At 64.7% G+C, this 15,864-nt stretch carries 14 protein-coding genes; 10 read left to right on the forward strand and 4 right to left on the reverse strand.

From position 1 onward, the window contains the following. Nucleotides 1-3: 3 nt before the first annotated feature. The 3 genes from ACELLULO517_RS17990 to ACELLULO517_RS18000 are packed head-to-tail and all read right to left on the reverse strand — an operon-like array spanning nucleotide 4 to nucleotide 4,942. The gene (locus tag ACELLULO517_RS17990) at nucleotides 4-2,001 is read right to left on the reverse strand and encodes an acetyl-CoA carboxylase biotin carboxylase subunit (protein WP_406566276.1); all 1,998 of its coding nucleotides are present in this window, start codon (nucleotides 1,999-2,001) and stop codon (nucleotides 4-6) included. Then, complete coding sequence (locus ACELLULO517_RS17995) at nucleotides 2,001-4,217, reverse strand: 5-oxoprolinase/urea amidolyase family protein (RefSeq protein ID WP_227308805.1); 2,217 nt, start codon at nucleotides 4,215-4,217, stop codon at nucleotides 2,001-2,003. The genes ACELLULO517_RS17990 and ACELLULO517_RS17995 overlap by 1 nt, the downstream gene beginning before the upstream one ends. Continuing rightward, nucleotides 4,217-4,942, reverse strand: a complete 726-nt coding sequence (locus tag ACELLULO517_RS18000) for a 5-oxoprolinase subunit B family protein (protein ID WP_227308806.1) — start codon at nucleotides 4,940-4,942, stop codon at nucleotides 4,217-4,219. Before ACELLULO517_RS18000 ends, ACELLULO517_RS17995 begins: the two co-directional genes overlap by 1 nt. Nucleotides 4,943-5,111: 169 nt before the next feature. On the opposite strand from ACELLULO517_RS18000, the gene ACELLULO517_RS18005 reads away from it, so the two are divergent. Next, a complete protein-coding gene (locus ACELLULO517_RS18005) occupies nucleotides 5,112-5,885 on the forward strand; it encodes a LamB/YcsF family protein (protein WP_227308807.1) in 774 nt (257 codons plus the stop codon). 1 nt (nucleotide 5,886) lies between these two features. After that, on the forward strand, nucleotides 5,887-6,825 hold the full coding sequence (locus ACELLULO517_RS18010) for a 2-hydroxyacid dehydrogenase (RefSeq protein WP_227308808.1): 939 nt from the start codon (nucleotides 5,887-5,889) through the stop codon (nucleotides 6,823-6,825). 3 nt (nucleotides 6,826-6,828) lie between these two features. Here the strand turns inward: ACELLULO517_RS18010 and ACELLULO517_RS18015 are convergent, their stop codons facing one another. Next, nucleotides 6,829-7,950: a trans-sulfuration enzyme family protein gene (locus ACELLULO517_RS18015; RefSeq protein WP_227308809.1), complete on the reverse strand. Its 1,122-nt coding sequence runs from the start codon at nucleotides 7,948-7,950 to the stop codon at nucleotides 6,829-6,831. Nucleotides 7,951-8,085: 135 nt separating this feature from the next. Here ACELLULO517_RS18015 and ACELLULO517_RS18020 point away from each other — a divergent pair, with 135 nt between their 5' ends. The 8 genes from ACELLULO517_RS18020 (at nucleotide 8,086) to ACELLULO517_RS18055 (ending at nucleotide 15,864) form a co-directional block, all read left to right on the forward strand. Then, nucleotides 8,086-9,276 carry a M20 metallopeptidase family protein gene (locus ACELLULO517_RS18020; protein ID WP_227308810.1) on the forward strand — a complete coding sequence of 397 codons (1,191 nt, stop codon included), beginning with the start codon at nucleotides 8,086-8,088 and terminating at the stop codon, nucleotides 9,274-9,276. 51 nt (nucleotides 9,277-9,327) lie between these two features. Then, nucleotides 9,328-10,188 carry a transporter substrate-binding domain-containing protein gene (locus ACELLULO517_RS18025; protein ID WP_227308811.1) on the forward strand — a complete coding sequence of 287 codons (861 nt, stop codon included), beginning with the start codon at nucleotides 9,328-9,330 and terminating at the stop codon, nucleotides 10,186-10,188. 24 nt (nucleotides 10,189-10,212) lie between these two features. Further along, nucleotides 10,213-10,935: an ABC transporter permease gene (locus tag ACELLULO517_RS18030; protein ID WP_227308812.1), complete on the forward strand. Its 723-nt coding sequence runs from the start codon at nucleotides 10,213-10,215 to the stop codon at nucleotides 10,933-10,935. Between the two features lie 3 nt (nucleotides 10,936-10,938). Beyond that, complete coding sequence (locus tag ACELLULO517_RS18035) at nucleotides 10,939-11,640, forward strand: ABC transporter permease (protein ID WP_227308813.1); 702 nt, start codon at nucleotides 10,939-10,941, stop codon at nucleotides 11,638-11,640. After that, the gene (locus ACELLULO517_RS18040; RefSeq protein ID WP_227308814.1) at nucleotides 11,637-12,410 is read left to right on the forward strand and encodes an ATP-binding cassette domain-containing protein; all 774 of its coding nucleotides are present in this window, start codon (nucleotides 11,637-11,639) and stop codon (nucleotides 12,408-12,410) included. The genes ACELLULO517_RS18035 and ACELLULO517_RS18040 overlap by 4 nt, the downstream gene beginning before the upstream one ends. Nucleotides 12,411-12,415: 5 nt before the next feature. Then, nucleotides 12,416-13,111 carry a GntR family transcriptional regulator gene (locus ACELLULO517_RS18045; protein WP_227308815.1) on the forward strand — a complete coding sequence of 232 codons (696 nt, stop codon included), beginning with the start codon at nucleotides 12,416-12,418 and terminating at the stop codon, nucleotides 13,109-13,111. Between the two features lie 123 nt (nucleotides 13,112-13,234). Continuing rightward, nucleotides 13,235-14,077 carry a glutathione-dependent disulfide-bond oxidoreductase gene (yghU, locus tag ACELLULO517_RS18050; RefSeq protein WP_227308816.1) on the forward strand — a complete coding sequence of 281 codons (843 nt, stop codon included), beginning with the start codon at nucleotides 13,235-13,237 and terminating at the stop codon, nucleotides 14,075-14,077. Between the two features lie 536 nt (nucleotides 14,078-14,613). Next, nucleotides 14,614-15,864 (forward strand): efflux RND transporter periplasmic adaptor subunit, encoded by a 1,251-nt coding sequence (locus ACELLULO517_RS18055; RefSeq protein ID WP_227308817.1) that lies wholly within the window; start codon nucleotides 14,614-14,616, stop codon nucleotides 15,862-15,864.

Below are 15,864 nucleotides of genomic sequence, written 5' to 3' on the forward strand. Positions count from 1 at the left end.
GTCTCAAACCACTTTCAGGATCGGCGCATCGACCGCCAGCGTATCGCCGATTTTGGGATAGATCGCCCCCACAAGGCCCGCTTTCCGACTGCGCAAGACCGTCTCCATCTTCATCGCCTCGATCACGGCCAGCGGCTGATCCTCCGCGACCGCGTCACCCGCTTGCACCAGAAGTTTAGTGAGCAGGCCCGGCATCGGCGACAGCAGCAGACTGTCCGTGTCGGCCGAAGCCACATGCGGCATGAAGCGCGACAGGTCCCAGGCACGCGGCGCCCAAACCTCAAAGGTCGCGACCTTGCCGGCATGACGCAGCGCCCAGCCCGCGCCTGCGCGGGTCATTTGCAGGTCCATCGCCGAGCCACCGACTGTGCCGGACCAGATCGGATCAGGCGCCCGCCAGGCGCTTGCGACCGAGAGTGACAAGCCATCCGCGAAGGTCACGGTAACGGCGTCCGTCCCAGCCGTCGTCACAGGCCAAGCCTCACCCGCCATGACAACCACGCGGGCTTGCGAACCGGTCATCGCCGCCCGGCCCGGCCGCGCATGGCGCGCCCTATCCGCCCGATGCTGATTGGCCGCGACAATGGCCACCAGCCGCCGCGCCAGTTCTCCCTCAGGTAGCGGTTCCGGAATCGTCTCGCCGAATGCCTCAACAATCAACCCGGTCGACAGTTGCCCGGCCTGCCATCGGTCGAGACCCATGAGCGACGACAGGAAAGCCAGATTGTGCCGAATGCCGCCGATGGCGAATTGGTCCAACGCGCGGGCCTGGGCCGCGATCGCCCCTGCCCGCGTCGGCGCATGGGTGATCAGTTTCGCGATCATCGGATCGTAGTAGATGGAGACGGCATCCCCTTCGACGAGACCGGTATCGACCCGCACCGTCACACCATTGTGCAAGCCCTCTTCCGGTGGCCGGAAGGGCAGCACGCGGCCGGTGGAGGGCTGAAAACCTCGCACGGGGTCCTCGGCATAGATCCGCGCTTCCACCGCCCAGCCGTTCATCGTCACGTCTGCCTGCGCGATGCGCAGGCGCTCGCCCGCCGCGACGCGGATCATCTCCTCCACGATGTCGATGCCGGTGACGAGTTCCGTCACCGGATGCTCGACCTGAAGACGGGTATTCATTTCCAGAAAGTAGAAGCTGCGATCTTGCGCTGCCACGAATTCGACCGTTCCGGCGGAATCATAGGCGACGGCCCGCGCCAAGGCGATGGCCTGCGCACCCATCTCTGTCCGCGTCGCCTCATCCAGCAGAGGCGACGGCGCCTCCTCCAGTACTTTCTGATGACGGCGCTGGATGGAGCATTCGCGCTCACCCAGATGAATGACCGTTCCGTGCTTGTCGCCCAGGACCTGGATTTCGATATGGCGCGGATTTTCGATGAATTTCTCGATGAAGACGCGATCATCGCCGAAGGACGCCGCCGCTTCCGACTTTGCGCGGGCAAAGCCGTCCGCGACCTCGGCCGCAGACTGCGCAATGCGCATGCCCTTGCCGCCACCACCGGCGGACGCCTTGATCATAACCGGATAGCCGATGCCATCCGCGATCGCGACTGCATGGGCCGGGCTTTCGATGACACCCAGAAAACCGGGGACCGTCCGCACGCCGGCCGCCGCCGCTGCCTTCTTGGATTCGATCTTGTCGCCCATGGCACCGATCGCCGCGGCATTGGGGCCGATGAAGGTGATGCCGGCCGCTAGCAGGGCTTCCACGAAAGCCGCGCGCTCCGACAGGAAACCATAGCCGGGATGCACGGCCTCCGCGCCCGTCTGCTTGCAGGCAGCGATGATCGCTTCGACCGAGAGATAGGATTGGCTGGCGGGTGCAGGCCCGATGGCGACCGCCTCATCCGCCATGCGGACATGCAGGGCATCCCGATCCGCCGCGGAATAAACCGCGACGGTCGCGATACCCATGCGCCGCGCTGTCCTGATCACCCGGCAGGCGATCTCTCCGCGATTGGCGATCAGAATTTTGCTAAACATGCGGGGCATCAAGCGAATCCCGCCAGAATCCAGCGCCGCGTCTCATGCGGGATGATTGTCTCGCCAATGTCTGGCACTGCCGAGGGCCAGCGATAGATTTTGCCCTGACCAATGCCCATCAGCCCAGCGACTTGACCTGTCATATTGCGTGTGATGAGGGTCAAGCGCGGCTGGGGGAAGCGGGCCAAAACGCGGGAGAGTGCAGCCGCGTGATGCAGCAACCCGGCCTTCTCCTGCGCGAGGCCTGGCAGCAGTCCAGGGCAATCCACGACCGTCAGCAAAGGGATTGACAGCGCAGCGCAACGCTCGACAAAGCGGGTTGCCTTGGCCAGCGCCGCCGCATCCAGCACGCCGCCCAGAACGGAAGGCTGATTTGCCAGGACACCGACCGAGCTGCCCCCAAGGCGCATAAAGCCAATAACAACATGCGCTGTTCCCTCGGCCGCAATTTCAACGAAAGCCCCTTCGTCGGCGATCGCGAACAGGATCTCCCGCACGTCATAAACCTCTGTCGGGCCATGCGGCACCAGACGGTCAAGGCTCGGCGCCGCTCTCGCCTTGCCGTCCGGCACAACCGCCCCGCCATCGGGCATGACGTCGAGCAGTTCGCGCACCCGGGCGAGTGCCGCGATGTCGTGCGGCACGGCATCCACCAAGCTGGCGGCGGCCGCGTGGATGGCGGCGCCGCCGATCTCCGGCCCGGTCAAAATCTCGTTCGTGACAGTCTGCACCAAGGCCGGCCCGCCGCTGGCCATGAAACCTTGACCCGTCACGATGATCATGAAATCCGCCAGAGCCGCCAGCAGCGCATCCGGCCCGATACAGGCGCCCAGCGCCACCGCAATCCGCGGCACGCCGGCCTGACCGAAGGCCGATTGCAGCGCGACCATGGCCGCGACGGTCTCGGCATTCTCCTCCGTCGCCAAGGCCGCGCCGTCGCATAGCAAGACAATCGGCGCATGCTCTGCCGTCGCACGCTCAACGAAAGCCGCTAGATCGCGCATGTCCCCCGCCGTCAGCGCGCCCCCCCGGACGGTGATATCGCGCGACGCCGCATAGACCCGCCGGCCATCCGCCCGCCCTGCCGCCAGGATCAGCGCAGACGGCACCATGCCGGGCAGCAGGTCGAAGGTCGCATCATCGAACAGCACATCCAGCCGCTCATGCGCTGTCAATCTACCGAGCGCATGCCGATCATCGCTGGCCAATGCGGTCTTGCCGACAACGCCATCGGCCAGATTCAACCCGAGCAGGAACGCGGATGAGAAGTCCGTGCGGCGCAGGGGCGTGCAGGCAATGCCCGCGTCCAGCCGCTCCATGTCCGCGCGTCGCACCGCGACCGCCGTCTCGACCGTCACGGCCTCAAAGCGGATGGTATCGCCTGCTCGCGCCTGGGCCAGCCGCCCGAGATCGGCCCCGATGACGGTCGCGATCTTCGGATAGCCGCCGGTCGGCTGACGATCGGCCATCAGCACAATGGGTTGGCCCTCGCCCGGCACCTGGATCGCGCCCATGGCGACACCGTCCGAGACGATATTGAAGCCCTCTTCATGACGCAGCTTCGGCCCTTCCAGAAAATAGGCCATGCGGTCGCCCTTGGTGGAGACCGTCCAAGGCCCGGCCAGGAAAGCTGAAACCTGATCCGGCGCGAAATAATCGTCCTGCGGACCCAGCACAACACGGATCACTGCGCTCGGCCGGTCCAGCCAGGGCGCTTCCAATATGCCGGAAGCCGCTTCCGGCATGCGCGGCTCGGCGATGCCCAAACGGTCCCCGGTCGCGAGCGCCTTGCCGTCCAATCCACCGAAGCCCGACCGCGTATGGGTCGCGGTCGATCCCAGCATGGGCGAGACCAGCAACCGTCCCGCAATCGCCACATAGCACCAGGCGCCCGCCGGTCCCGCCGTGATCTTGACGGTCGACCCGACCTCCAGCCGCAGCAGCACGGCCGACGGCACGCGGCGACCGTCCAGCGTGATGGCAAAATCCCCGCCCGCGATGGCGACGGTCGCCGCAGCCGTCTCGACCGTGAATTCCAACCCGCCGAGCCCAACCTCGATCGCCGTTGTATCGGGCGCATTGCCGAGCGCCCGATTGGCGGTCGCAAAGGCGAGCGGGTCCATCGGTCCCGCCGGGGTCACGCCGAAGCGCAGATAGCCCTGCCGACCGCTATCCTGCAGCGTGACGCCCGGCCCGGCCATGAGGACGCGAAGGACAGGTTCCATCACGCGCTCTCCTTCCGGGCGACCATCTCACCCTCAGCCGCGCGTGCCTCCAGCGCATCGAAACTTGCCACGTCAACCGGATCGAACCGCAGGATGTCGCCCGGCTGGATCAGAAAGGCGTCGTCGCGGCCCTGCGCGTAAAGCCGCTCCGGCGTGCGGCCGAGCACATACCAACCGGTCGGCATCGGGAAAGTCGCGACACCGCACAGCCCGCCGCCGATCATGATGGCACCCCTAGGATGCGGCGGGCGCGGTGTCGGACGGCGAGAAATGGCCAGCTCGGGCGCCAGCCCGCCCAGATAGGCATAGCCCGGCGCGAAACCATACATATAGACGCGGTAGCGCCCAGCGATGTGCAGCGCGACAGCGCGGTCCCGCGTCAGGCCCAGAATGCCCGCTGCCTCGTCCAGATCCTCGCCGTAAGGCAGATCGTAACAGCAGGGCAGAACCCAGTGCTGCGGCTGGGCAATGCTGCCGGCCGGCAGCGCCAAGGCGCGCTGTACCTGGGCGATAAGGTCCCCGCGCGGCAGGACCAGCGGATCGTAATGGATCATGAGCGACCGGTAGGTCGGCACCAATTCCCGCAACCCGGCCAAGGGCGCCAGGGTCAAGGCGGCATCCAGCGCCAGCACCGTGTCATTCGCTGTAGGGTCGACCTCGCGGCCGAATTCCACCACCAGCGCGGCTTCCCCGGCATCCAGGAAACGGGGTTCGGGATACATCATCCTGCCGTCATGCTTTCAATCCCTGCCACCGCTTCGGTCGATCCTGCCCTCGCGGGGGCCTATGTCAATCCTCGCGACGGACGGCTTTTTCGGTCAAGCATTTGAAAAGACCCGGGGGCGACATTAGAACTGGGGCCTCGGCCCAGGCCCCTGGACAGGAAAGACCGGTATGAAACTCGACCTCAATTCCGACCTCGGCGAAAGCTTCGGCGCCTGGACCATGGGCCATGATGAGGCAATGCTGGATATCGTGACCTCGGCCAATATCGCCTGCGGCTTTCATGCCGGCGACCCGTTGGTCATGCATCGCACCATGGTCGCCGCCCAGGCGCGCAGCGTCAGCATCGGCGCGCATCCGGGCTTTCTCGATCTTTGGGGGTTCGGCCGCCGGCCCATCCAGGGCGATCGGCCCGAGGAGATCGAGAAGATGGTGATCTATCAGATCGGCGCGGCGGCGGCTTTGGCGCAAAGCCTCGGCTTGCGTCTCGCCCATATCAAAGCCCATGGCGCGCTTGCCAATCAGGCGATGGTCGATCCCGATCTGGCGCGGGCCTTGGCAAGGGCCACGCGCGCGGTCGATCGCGATCTTATCGTCGTCGTCATGCCGGGTCTGGCGCTGGAGAAGGCGGCCCTCGCCGAAGGGCTTCTCGTCGCGCGGGAAGTGTACGCCGACCGCACCTATGATGACGACGGCAATCTGACGTCACGTAAAAAGCCCGGTGCGGTGATCGAGGATGCGGATGTCGCGACGCAGCGGATTCTCGCCATGCTCGATGACGGCGCTATCACCACCACCACCGGCAAGCGCCTGCCCATCGCCGTCGACACCATCTGCGTGCATGGCGACAATACGCATGCGGTCGCGATGGCCGGCTCCCTCCGCGCGGCGCTCGACAAGGCCGGCTGCACGCTCGCTCCCTTCCCCAGCTTCCTCCGCGCCTGACATGGCGAAGCCCACGCTGCTTTACGCCTGCCCGACCGTGCCGGCCGCACCCTGGGTCGCGGCGTTCAAAACCGCGATGCCTGATCTGGAGCTTCGCGTCTGGCCTGAGATCGGCGATCCGGCGGAGATCGACTATGCCTTCGTCTGGCATCCGCCGCTCGGACTGTTTCCGCAATTGACCGCGCTGCGCGCCGTCTTTTCACTCGGCGCCGGCGTCGAACGTCTTCTGGATCATGCCGAAATTCCGGCCGGGATGCCGCTGATCCGCATGGTTGAGCCATCGCTCGGCGCCGATATGGCGATCTACGTCACCATGCAGGTGCTGCATTATCATCGCCGCATGCCGGAATTCGCACGCAATCAGCGGCAGCGCGCATGGGTCGCGCTGGATGTGCCGATGGCGCGCGACCGCAAGGTCGGCATCCTGGGCTACGGCCAGCTCGGCGCACTCTGCGCGGAACGCCTGTCCGCCTTTGGCTTCGCTTTATCCGTGTGGTCCAGAAGCCCCAAGGACGCCGCTGGTCTCCGCGTCTTTACGGGGCGCGACAGGCTGGAAGACTTCCTGGCAGAGAGCGAGATTCTGGTCTGCCTACTGCCGCTGACCGAAGACACAAGCGGCATTTTGAACGCGAAGGCCTTCGCTGCCATGCCGCCGGGCAGTTACCTCATCAATGTCGGGCGCGGCCCACATGTGGTGGAGCAGGATCTGCTCGCGGCCCTTGCCTCCGGCCAGATTGCCCATGCGACCCTGGATGTCTTTGCCCAGGAACCACTGGCCGAGGATCACCCCTTCTGGCGGCATGACCAGGTGACGGTGACGCCGCATGTCGCGGCCCGCACCCAGCCGCAGACAGCGGCGCTGATGATCACCGACAATATCCGCCGACACCGCAACGGCGAGTGTCTGCTGAACCTGGTCGATCGCAGCCTCGGCTACTGACCCTCAGTCGCAGGCGAGAGCGGCGCGCAGGTCGCCCAGCAGGTCGCTGGCCTCTTCCAGGCCGATGGAAAGGCGGATCAGGGCCGGGGGGCAAAGCGACCCCGCGCCCTCGGTCGACAGGCGATGCTCGGCCAGGCTTTCCGGGCCGCCCAGCGACGTCGATTGACGAAACACCTGCAGACGCGCGCAAACCTTTATCGCGTCTGCCTCGCCACCTTTCAGCGTCAAGGACAGCATCCCGCCGAAACCAGCCTGAAACTGCGCACGGGCCAAAGCATGGTGCGGGTCATCGGCCAGACCAGGGTAATGCACGGCGGCAATCGCCGCATGACCCTGCAAGGCCTCGGCGATTGCCAAAGCGGTCTGCGAACAGCGCGCCATACGCACAGCAAGCGTGCGTAGTCCCCGCAACAGCAGCCAGGCCTCGAACGGCGGCAGGATGCTGCCATGGGCGGTTCGCGCTGCGACCAACTCCGCCCAGATGTTATCCGCATCAGCGGTGACCAGCACGCCGGCCAGCACATCGCCATGGCCGTTGAGGTATTTGGTCGCCGAATGCAGCACCAGATCGGCGCCGAGGCTCAGAGGGTGGCACAGAACTGGTGTGATCACGGTGGCGTCGACCAGCAATTTCGCCCCGGCCGCATGGGTAAGATCGGCGAGGGACGACATATCGGGCACGCGCCACAGCGGATTGCTCGGGCATTCCGCCCAGACCAGTTTTGTCCGGCCAGGGAGCAGCGCTGCCGCCACAGAATCCAGTTCGCAGAAATCCGCGAAACTGACAGCGATCTGCCAACGCGCGCCGAAAGCCACAATGATACGGCCGAATTCGTAATAGATGCCGGTGTCGAGCAGAACATGGTCGCCCGGGCTTAGCCCGGCCAGCACCGCCTGCATGGCGGCGGAACCGGACGTGAAGGCGGCCGCCGCCGCCCCGCCCTCCAGCTTGGCGACAAGTGCCTCCACCGCCCGCGCCCCAGAATTGGTGCTGCGGGCATAGCCGACGGCTGCCGCCTCACCCGGCAAGACATGGGTCAAGGCCGGGTGCAGCGCGGGCACAAGCCCGCCGGTCGGCCCATCCGTCACATGGTCAAGCTGGGCCAGAACGGTGGCGGGGTGCATGCGAAGGCTCCATCACGGCAAATTATGCACGTAAATTAATCACTAAAATTTTCGATTGTCGATCCTCGAACATAATTGCCCTGGTTTTGAACATCGTGTTAAGCTTTGACCGCCTCGACCACTGGAGCTCCCCTGATGCATGCCGACCGCCCGAACGATGTAACCAGTCTCGTGAATGATCGCGTTGCAGCGATCGAAGCCGGGCTGATCGAAATCCGGCGTGACCTGCACGCCCATCCGGAATTGGGGATGGACACGGTGCGCACCGCGGGCGTGGTGGCGGCAGAGCTGACGCGCCTGGGCCTGACGCCGCAGATGGGCGTCGGCGGTCATGGTGTGGTGGCAGAGATCGCCGGCGCCCGGCCCGGCCCTTGCCTGCTCATCCGCGCCGATATGGACGCGCTGCCGATCGAGGAACTGACCGGCCTGGATTTCGCCAGCACCGTTCCGGGCCGCATGCATGCCTGCGGGCATGATATCCACACCGCGACGCTGCTGGGTGTCGGCACGGTACTGAAGGACCTTGCCCCCATGCTGCGCGGCACCGTGCGGCTGGTCTTCCAGCCAGCGGAAGAAACGGTGGAAAGCGGCGCCGCCGCCATGGTCGCGGCAGGTGCGGCCGCGGGCGCCGATATCGCACTCGCCTTCCATAACCGCCCGGAACTCGCGGTCGGGCGCTTTGCCTATACGCGCGGTGCGGCGACGGCCTCCAGCGACGAATTCGATGTCGTCATCCATGGCAAATCCGGCCATGCAGCGCGGCCCCATGCGGCGGTCGACCCCATCGTCGCGACCGCCGCGATGATCACGCAATTGCAGACCGCCGTTTCCCGCGTCATGGACCCGTCGCATTCCTCCGTTCTGACCATCGGCCATATCGAAGGCGGCAGCACGCATAACATCATCCCCGATAGCTGCATGTTCCAAGGCACCGTGCGTTGCCGCTCGGCCGAATCCCGCGATACGATGGAGGCAACCTTCCGTCGCATCGTCGAAGGTATCGCCGCCGCCATGGGCGTGACGGCCGACATCTCCTATCAGCGCGGGGCGCCCGCTCTGGTGAATGACGACCGCGTGGTCGATGCGACCATCGCGGCCGTCGGCGCGCAATTCGGCGATGACCAGCTGGAACAGCTGGAAGGCCGCTTCGGCGCCGAGGATTTCTCCTATTTCTCGGACCTTATCCCCTCCTGCCAGCTATTGGTCGGCGCATCGCAGCCGGGGCGGCAGGACCGGGTCCACAACTCCCACTACCAGCCGGATGAGCGTTGCATCGGCCTCGGCACGGCTGCCCTGGTGCGGGCCGCGCTCGATATCCTGGCCTGACCTTTCCGGTCGTACCGCCCGCCCCCATTGTCGTTTTCCGGAGACTTCCCTTTGTCGCTTACGCGCTCGAATTTTCTTCGCGCCAGCCTTCTTGGCGCGGCCGGCCTCGCCACCGGCCCCTTCATCCGTGCGGCCCGCGCGGCAATCCCGGCTGTCGTGCATATTGCGACTGAAGCCGCCTTCCCGCCCTTCAATATGCAATCCCCGGACGGCAAGATCATCGGCTTCGAGCCCGATATGGTGGCCGAGATCGCGCGCCGGTCGAGGCTGAACTGCGTCATGGTCTCCCAGGCATGGGACGGCATGATCGCCGGCCTCACGGGCGGTAAATATGAAGCGGTCTGCGATTCCATCTCCATCACCCCGAAGCGCGAGCAGGTGATTGCCTTCACCGTCCCTTATACGACCGGCTCATCCGGTTTCGCGGTCATGAAGGATGGCGGCCCGGTCCTGCCGGGCAATGGCACGCAGATCGTGCTGGACGATGATGCCGCAACCAAGCCTGCCGTCGCGGCGCTGGCCAAGGCGCTGTCCGGCAAGATCCTGGGCGTTCAGGTCGCCACCATCCAGAACGACTTCCTGACGAAATATCTGAAGGACAGCATCACCATCCGCACCTATGCCTCGGGTCCGGACGTCTATCTGGACCTGACCAACGGCCGTATCGACGCGCTGATGGCCTCCTCCACCAATATCGCGGCCTTCGTGAAGCGCTCGAAGGGCGATATGATCCGCACCGGCTTTACCTTCACCGGCGGCGTTCTCGGTCTGGGCAGCGCCATCGGGTTGCGCCAGGACGAGGTCGAACTGAAGGCCGCCTTCGATACCGCGCTGACCGGCATGATCAAGGACGGCACGCTGCGCGGCCTGTCCATGAAGTGGTTCGGCACCGACATCACGCCGGCCGCCTGATCGAACCGGCCAAGGCCAGCGCGGGTGTGGGATGATCTGACTTTGCTCGGCTTCGGCGCGATGGGGTGGGGCCATGCGCTGTTCACGGCAGCAACGACCACTGTCGCTGTATCCGCCTGCGCCTTTGCCCTCGGCCTTGCCATCGGCACGCTCTGCGCCTGGGCCAAACTCTCCGGCCCCGCGCCGCTCCGTCGTCTGGCGGAGGTCTATGGCGTGGTGCTGCGCGGCATCCCGGACCTGCTGGTGATCTACCTGTTCTATTTCGGCGGACGGCAGGTCGCGACAACCGTCGCCGGGCTGTTCGGTCATCATGGCCCGGTGGAGATCAGCGGCTTCGCCGCCGGCGCCATCGCCATCGGGCTGATTTCCGGCGCCGGACAGACGGAGGTGCTGCGTGGCGCCTATCAGGCCATTTCGCCCGGCACGCTGGAAGCCGCCAAGGTTGGCGGCATGACCCGTTGGACCATGTTCCGGCGCATCATCGCGCCGCAGGCGCTGCCGACCGCGCTCCCCGGTCTCAACAACCAATGGCAATCGGCCATCAAGGAATCGGCGCTCGTCTCCGTCACCGGTCTTGTCGAGACGATGCGCGAGGTCGGCATCGCCGCCGGCTCCACGGAACTGCCGTTTCTGTTCTACGCCGCAGGCATTGTGATCTATCTGATCATCACCTCGCTCTCGGGCTTGGTCTTCCGCACGGCGGAATGGCGGGCCATGCGCAGCCAGATGCCGGCAAGGGCGCGATAAGCGATGGATATCCACTTTCTCCTTGGTCTTATTCCGACGCTGCTCAGCGGTCTGCCGCTGACGCTGGAATTGACCGTCTTCTCGCTGCTCGGCGGCGGGGTGATCGCCCTTCTGCTGAACGGTTTGCGGGCCGGATCCATAGTCGGCGCGCGCGTCGCTGATTTCTATGTTTTCCTCTTTCGCGGATCACCGCTGCTGTTGCAGATCTTTCTGATCTATTACGCCCCCGGCCAGTTTTCCTTCATCCGGCACAGCTTTGTCTGGCCTTTTCTGCGTGAGCCCTATGTCTGCGCGCTGCTCGCTTTGATGCTGAATGACGCCGCCTATACCAGCGAAATTATCCGGGCCGGACTGCGCGCGGCGCCGCGAGGCGCGATCGAGGCGGCGGTCGTCGGCGGCATGTCGCCGCTGACACGCCTGCGCCGCGTCATCCTGCCGCTCGCTTTCCGCCAGGCCCTTCCGGCTTACGGGATCGAGATCACCGGCATGCTGAAATCAACCTCGCTGGCCAGCGTCGTCACCCTGATGGATGTCACCGGCATCGCCAGCGCCGAGGTCTCCCAGACCTATCGGGCGATCGAGGTCTTTCTGACGGCGGCTGTCATCTACCTCGTTCTCGTCACCCTTGTGACCTATGGCGTGCAGCGGCTGGAAGGCTGGCTTTCCCCCACGCGGACCCCTCTTTCGGCAAGGAGCGCGGCATGACCGAGGCTGCCATCCGCCTCAGCGGCATTCATAAAAGCTTCGGCGCCCATCATGTGCTGCGCGGCATCGACCTTCAGGCCCGCAATGGCGAGGTCATCTCCATCATCGGGGGCAGCGGCTCAGGCAAAAGCACGCTCCTGCGCTGCGTTCCGCTGCTGGAACAGCCCGACAGCGGGCAGATCGCGGTCGGCGACGACAGCATCAGCCTTGGCGAGCCCGGCCAGCGCCTGACGGGGCGCGACCGCCAGGCCATGCGCCGGCTGCGCAGCCAACTCGGTTTCGTCTTCCAGAACTTCAATCTCTGGCCGCATATGACGGCGCTGCAAAATGTAATGGAACTGCCGCTGCATGTGCAGAAGCGCCCCCGCGCGGAATGCCGGGAGGAGGCGGAGGCTTTGCTGGAACGTGTCGGGCTGACGGCCCGGCGCGATGCCTGGCCGTCGCAACTCTCGGGCGGGCAGCAGCAGCGCGTCGCCATCGCCCGGGCACTCGCCGTCCGCCCGCGTGCTTTGCTGTTTGACGAACCGACCAGCGCGCTTGATCCTGAACTGGTGGGTGAAGTGTTGACCGTCATCCGCGCTTTGGCAGAGGAAGGCAGGACCATGGTGCTGGTGACGCATGAAATGGGCTTCGCGCGCCATGTCTCGCACCGTGCGATCTATCTGCATGACGGCCGGATCGAGGAGGAAGGCCCGCCCGAGCAGGTCTTCGACAATCCCCTGTCGGAGCGTTGCCGGCGCTTCGTCAGCCATCACCTCAGCCGCAATTGACCCGCATGCTCGGCGCTCCTCCGGAAGACCCGCCTATCGCGCGCCACAGCCTGGCCGATCAGGCCATGCTGCGCCTGCGGCAGGATATCGTGCAAGGCCGACTGGCCCCGGATGAGGTGCTGACCGAGCAATCCCTGTCGGCGCGTCTGGGCGTCGGGCGGGGCACCGTGCGCACCGCCTTGTTCAGCCTGGAAGCCGATGAACTGGTGGTCCGCGCGCCCTATTCCAATTGGCGCGTCGCCCCGCTGAACGAGCAGGTGATCTGGGAAATCTATACGCTGCGCGAAGCGCTGGAGGGATTGGCGGCGCGGGTTCTCGCCGACCGGCTGACCGAGAATGGCCTTATCCGCTTGCAGCGGGCGCTCGCGGGGCTGGTCGCGGTGGAGGATGCCTCCGCCGATGCCCGCGTCGCTGCCGACCTGCATCTGCATCGCGACATCGTCGAGCTGACGCGGCACAGCCATCTCATCCGCCGCTATGCCGCGCTCTCCGCCAAGATCGAATGGCTCTATCGCTGGTCGGAACGGCATTGGCCAAAGCGCCGGCCGATGGCCGACAGCCATATCCACCTTATCCAGGCGCTGACCGGCGGGGACGGCGATGCGGCGGAGGCCGCGGTGCGGCTGCATATCTCCATCAGCCTGCGCGAAGATCTCGACGGGTTTCGTGAATTGCAGGCGCAATCCGTCGATCCCGTCTGACCGGCCCCGAACCGCCCAGGCTGCCGCCCCTGGTGCTCTGCCGTCAGCGATGGGATAATACCCTCGACTATGCGCTGGCGGCATGCATGTCGCTGGCTTCAACCGGTATGAAAGTCGAGCGCAATGACCGAAACCGCCCCCTATACCCCGCCCAAGGTCTGGACGGCCGAAGCATCGTCCGGCGGTGCTTTCGCCAATATCAACCGCCCCGTCGCGGGGCCGACGCATGAGAAGACGCTCCCCGTCGGCGAACACCCCTTCCAGCTCTATTCCCTGGCGACGCCGAACGGCCAAAAAGTCACGATCATGCTGGAGGAGCTGCTCGCCCTCGGCCATCAGGGCGCCGAATACGATGCCTGGCTGATCCGCATCAACGAAGGCAGCCAATTCTCCAGCGGCTTCGTGGACGTCAATCCGAACAGCAAGATCCCGGCCTTGCTCGACCGCAGCACGCAGCCGCCGACGCGCGTTTTCGAATCCGGCTCCATCCTCCTCTATCTGGCGGAGAAATTCGGCGCCCTGCTGCCGCAGGACCCAGCCGGACGGACAGAGGCTTTGAACTGGCTCTTCTGGCAAATGGCCTCGGCGCCTTATCTCGGCGGCGGCTTCGGCCATTTCTATGCCTATGCGCCCGAGAAGTTCGAATACCCCATCAACCGCTTCACCATGGAGACGAAGCGGCAGCTGGATGTGCTCGACCGGCAATTGGCCGAGCACCCTTATATCGCCGGGGCTGAATACAGCATCGCCGATATCGCCATTTGGCCCTGGTATGGCGGGCTGGTGCTGGGCGCGCTTTATAACGCGGCCGAATTCCTCTCGGTGCAGGATTATAAGCACCTGGGCCGCTGGGCGGCGGAGATCGCCGCTCGTCCGGCGGTCCTGCGCGGGCGGCGCGTCAACCGGGTCTGGGGTCCCGAGGAGGACCAGTTGGCCGAGCGTCATAGCGCTGCCGATTTCGGCTGAAGCCAGGCTGCATGGCATTGGGCGCGGGGGCGATGGCCCGCGCCCGTCGCGCCCCCCAGGCTGTGACAAAACGGCTGGCAATAGGTCCAAGCGAGCCACCGCATAAATTTTAACTGGTTCGAAACGATCAGCCCTTTCGGGTTGTTCTGACCGTCCGACGCTTGGCCGGCGCTTAACCGGCGCGGGGACGCCTTGCGTCGGCGCGGCGCCTTAGCACCCCAAAATCGCGGTCCGCCAGCCGCAGCCCCGCCGTTCGATGCGGCAAGGCAATTTTTTGAATTGTACCGGTATCGAACCGCAAGGCTTGAACAATAAGTGATTTATCGTAATAATTGTCGAGAGACAAAAACGCATCTCGGCTAGCTTAGCTTCCGTCCGCCTGTCATCGGATCCAAGACGTGTGACAGCCTGACGCTCGTTTGGCTGAAGGAACGGACCCGGATAAGGGACCGTTTCAATCGACTGCCTCAGTAACGATCGTATAGCACCCCATTGCGGCTGATGGGGATGTCCAAAGATAAACGAGGGAAGTTGCGATGACCGAAGCGGTTCGGCCGAAACCAGATGAGTGCCGCGCTAGGTCTGTCGCGCAAGCCCGCGCCAAGGCGCCGTTGCGATGGGCGATAGCGGCGACACTGTTCGGGTCGGCGACCCTTGCCTATTGTCAGGCCGGGGGCAGTTTCCCTCTGATCCGCACGGCATCGGCCCAATTTGCCAGCACGCTGCCGTCTGTGGTTGTGAGCTATCCGTTACAGCATGATGAAGATGCCCGCATCGCCTTTCTGGGCCAGTTTTCCGCCGTGAACCGGGTTGAACTGCGCGCGCAAGTGGGTGGCGTTCTGTCCGAAATACATTTCCAGGACGGCCAAATCGTCCATCAAGGCGACCTTCTCTTCGTGATCGATCCGACACCTTATGAGATCAATCTGGCACAAGCGAAAGCACAGCTCGCTTCCGCTCAGGCTAAATATATTCTTGCGAAACAAGAATTATACCGCGCGCAAACCTTGAAAGAAACGACCTTCGGCACCGCCGAGAATGTCGACGAACGCACGGCCGACGCATCGCTCGCCGAAGCCGCCGTTGAAGCGGCCACCGCGACCATTCGGGATGCCGCCTTCGATCTTCAACATTGCAATATTGTGGCGCCCTTCACGGGGCGGATCGGCGCGCATCAAGTGTCGATCGGCAGTCTCGTCGCCGGCAGTCGTTTCTCGACCTCGCCTACGACCCTGTTGGGCATATTGGTTTCGCTCGATCCGATTTATTTTAACTTCGACATGAGCGAGGCGGATTATCTCCGCTTCGAGACCTATCGCAGGGCGCAAGGTACGAAATTCGAGGGCCGGGTCATGATCCGGCTGAGCGACGAGACGCATTTCCTGCATCCCGGTCAGTTGGACTTCGTCAATAACGAAATAGACCGGTCAAGCGGGACGATCCATGCACGCGCGGCCTTGCCCAACACTGATCTTTCCTTGACGCCCGGTGCCTTCGGCCGTGTCCGTTTAACCGTCAGCCCGCCCGCCCCCGCGCTATTGGTGCCGGACGCCTCCGTTCTTCTCGATCAGGACCAGCATATCGTATTGACGGTCGCCGATGACGGCACGGTTGTGCCGAAAACCGTCGAGATCGGCGGCATGCGGGGCGGTCTGCGCATGATCGATTCAGGGCTGACGGCCCAGGATCGGGTCATCATTGACGGGATCGTGCGGGCAAACCCCGGCATGAAGGTCAAGGCTGATCCCGGGTCGATAAAATATGACGCGCCGGACGGACAGCAATAA

Origin of the sequence: Acidisoma cellulosilyticum (assembly GCF_020621385.1) — a bacterium.
In the GTDB taxonomy this organism is placed as follows: domain Bacteria; phylum Pseudomonadota; class Alphaproteobacteria; order Acetobacterales; family Acetobacteraceae; genus Acidisoma; species Acidisoma cellulosilyticum.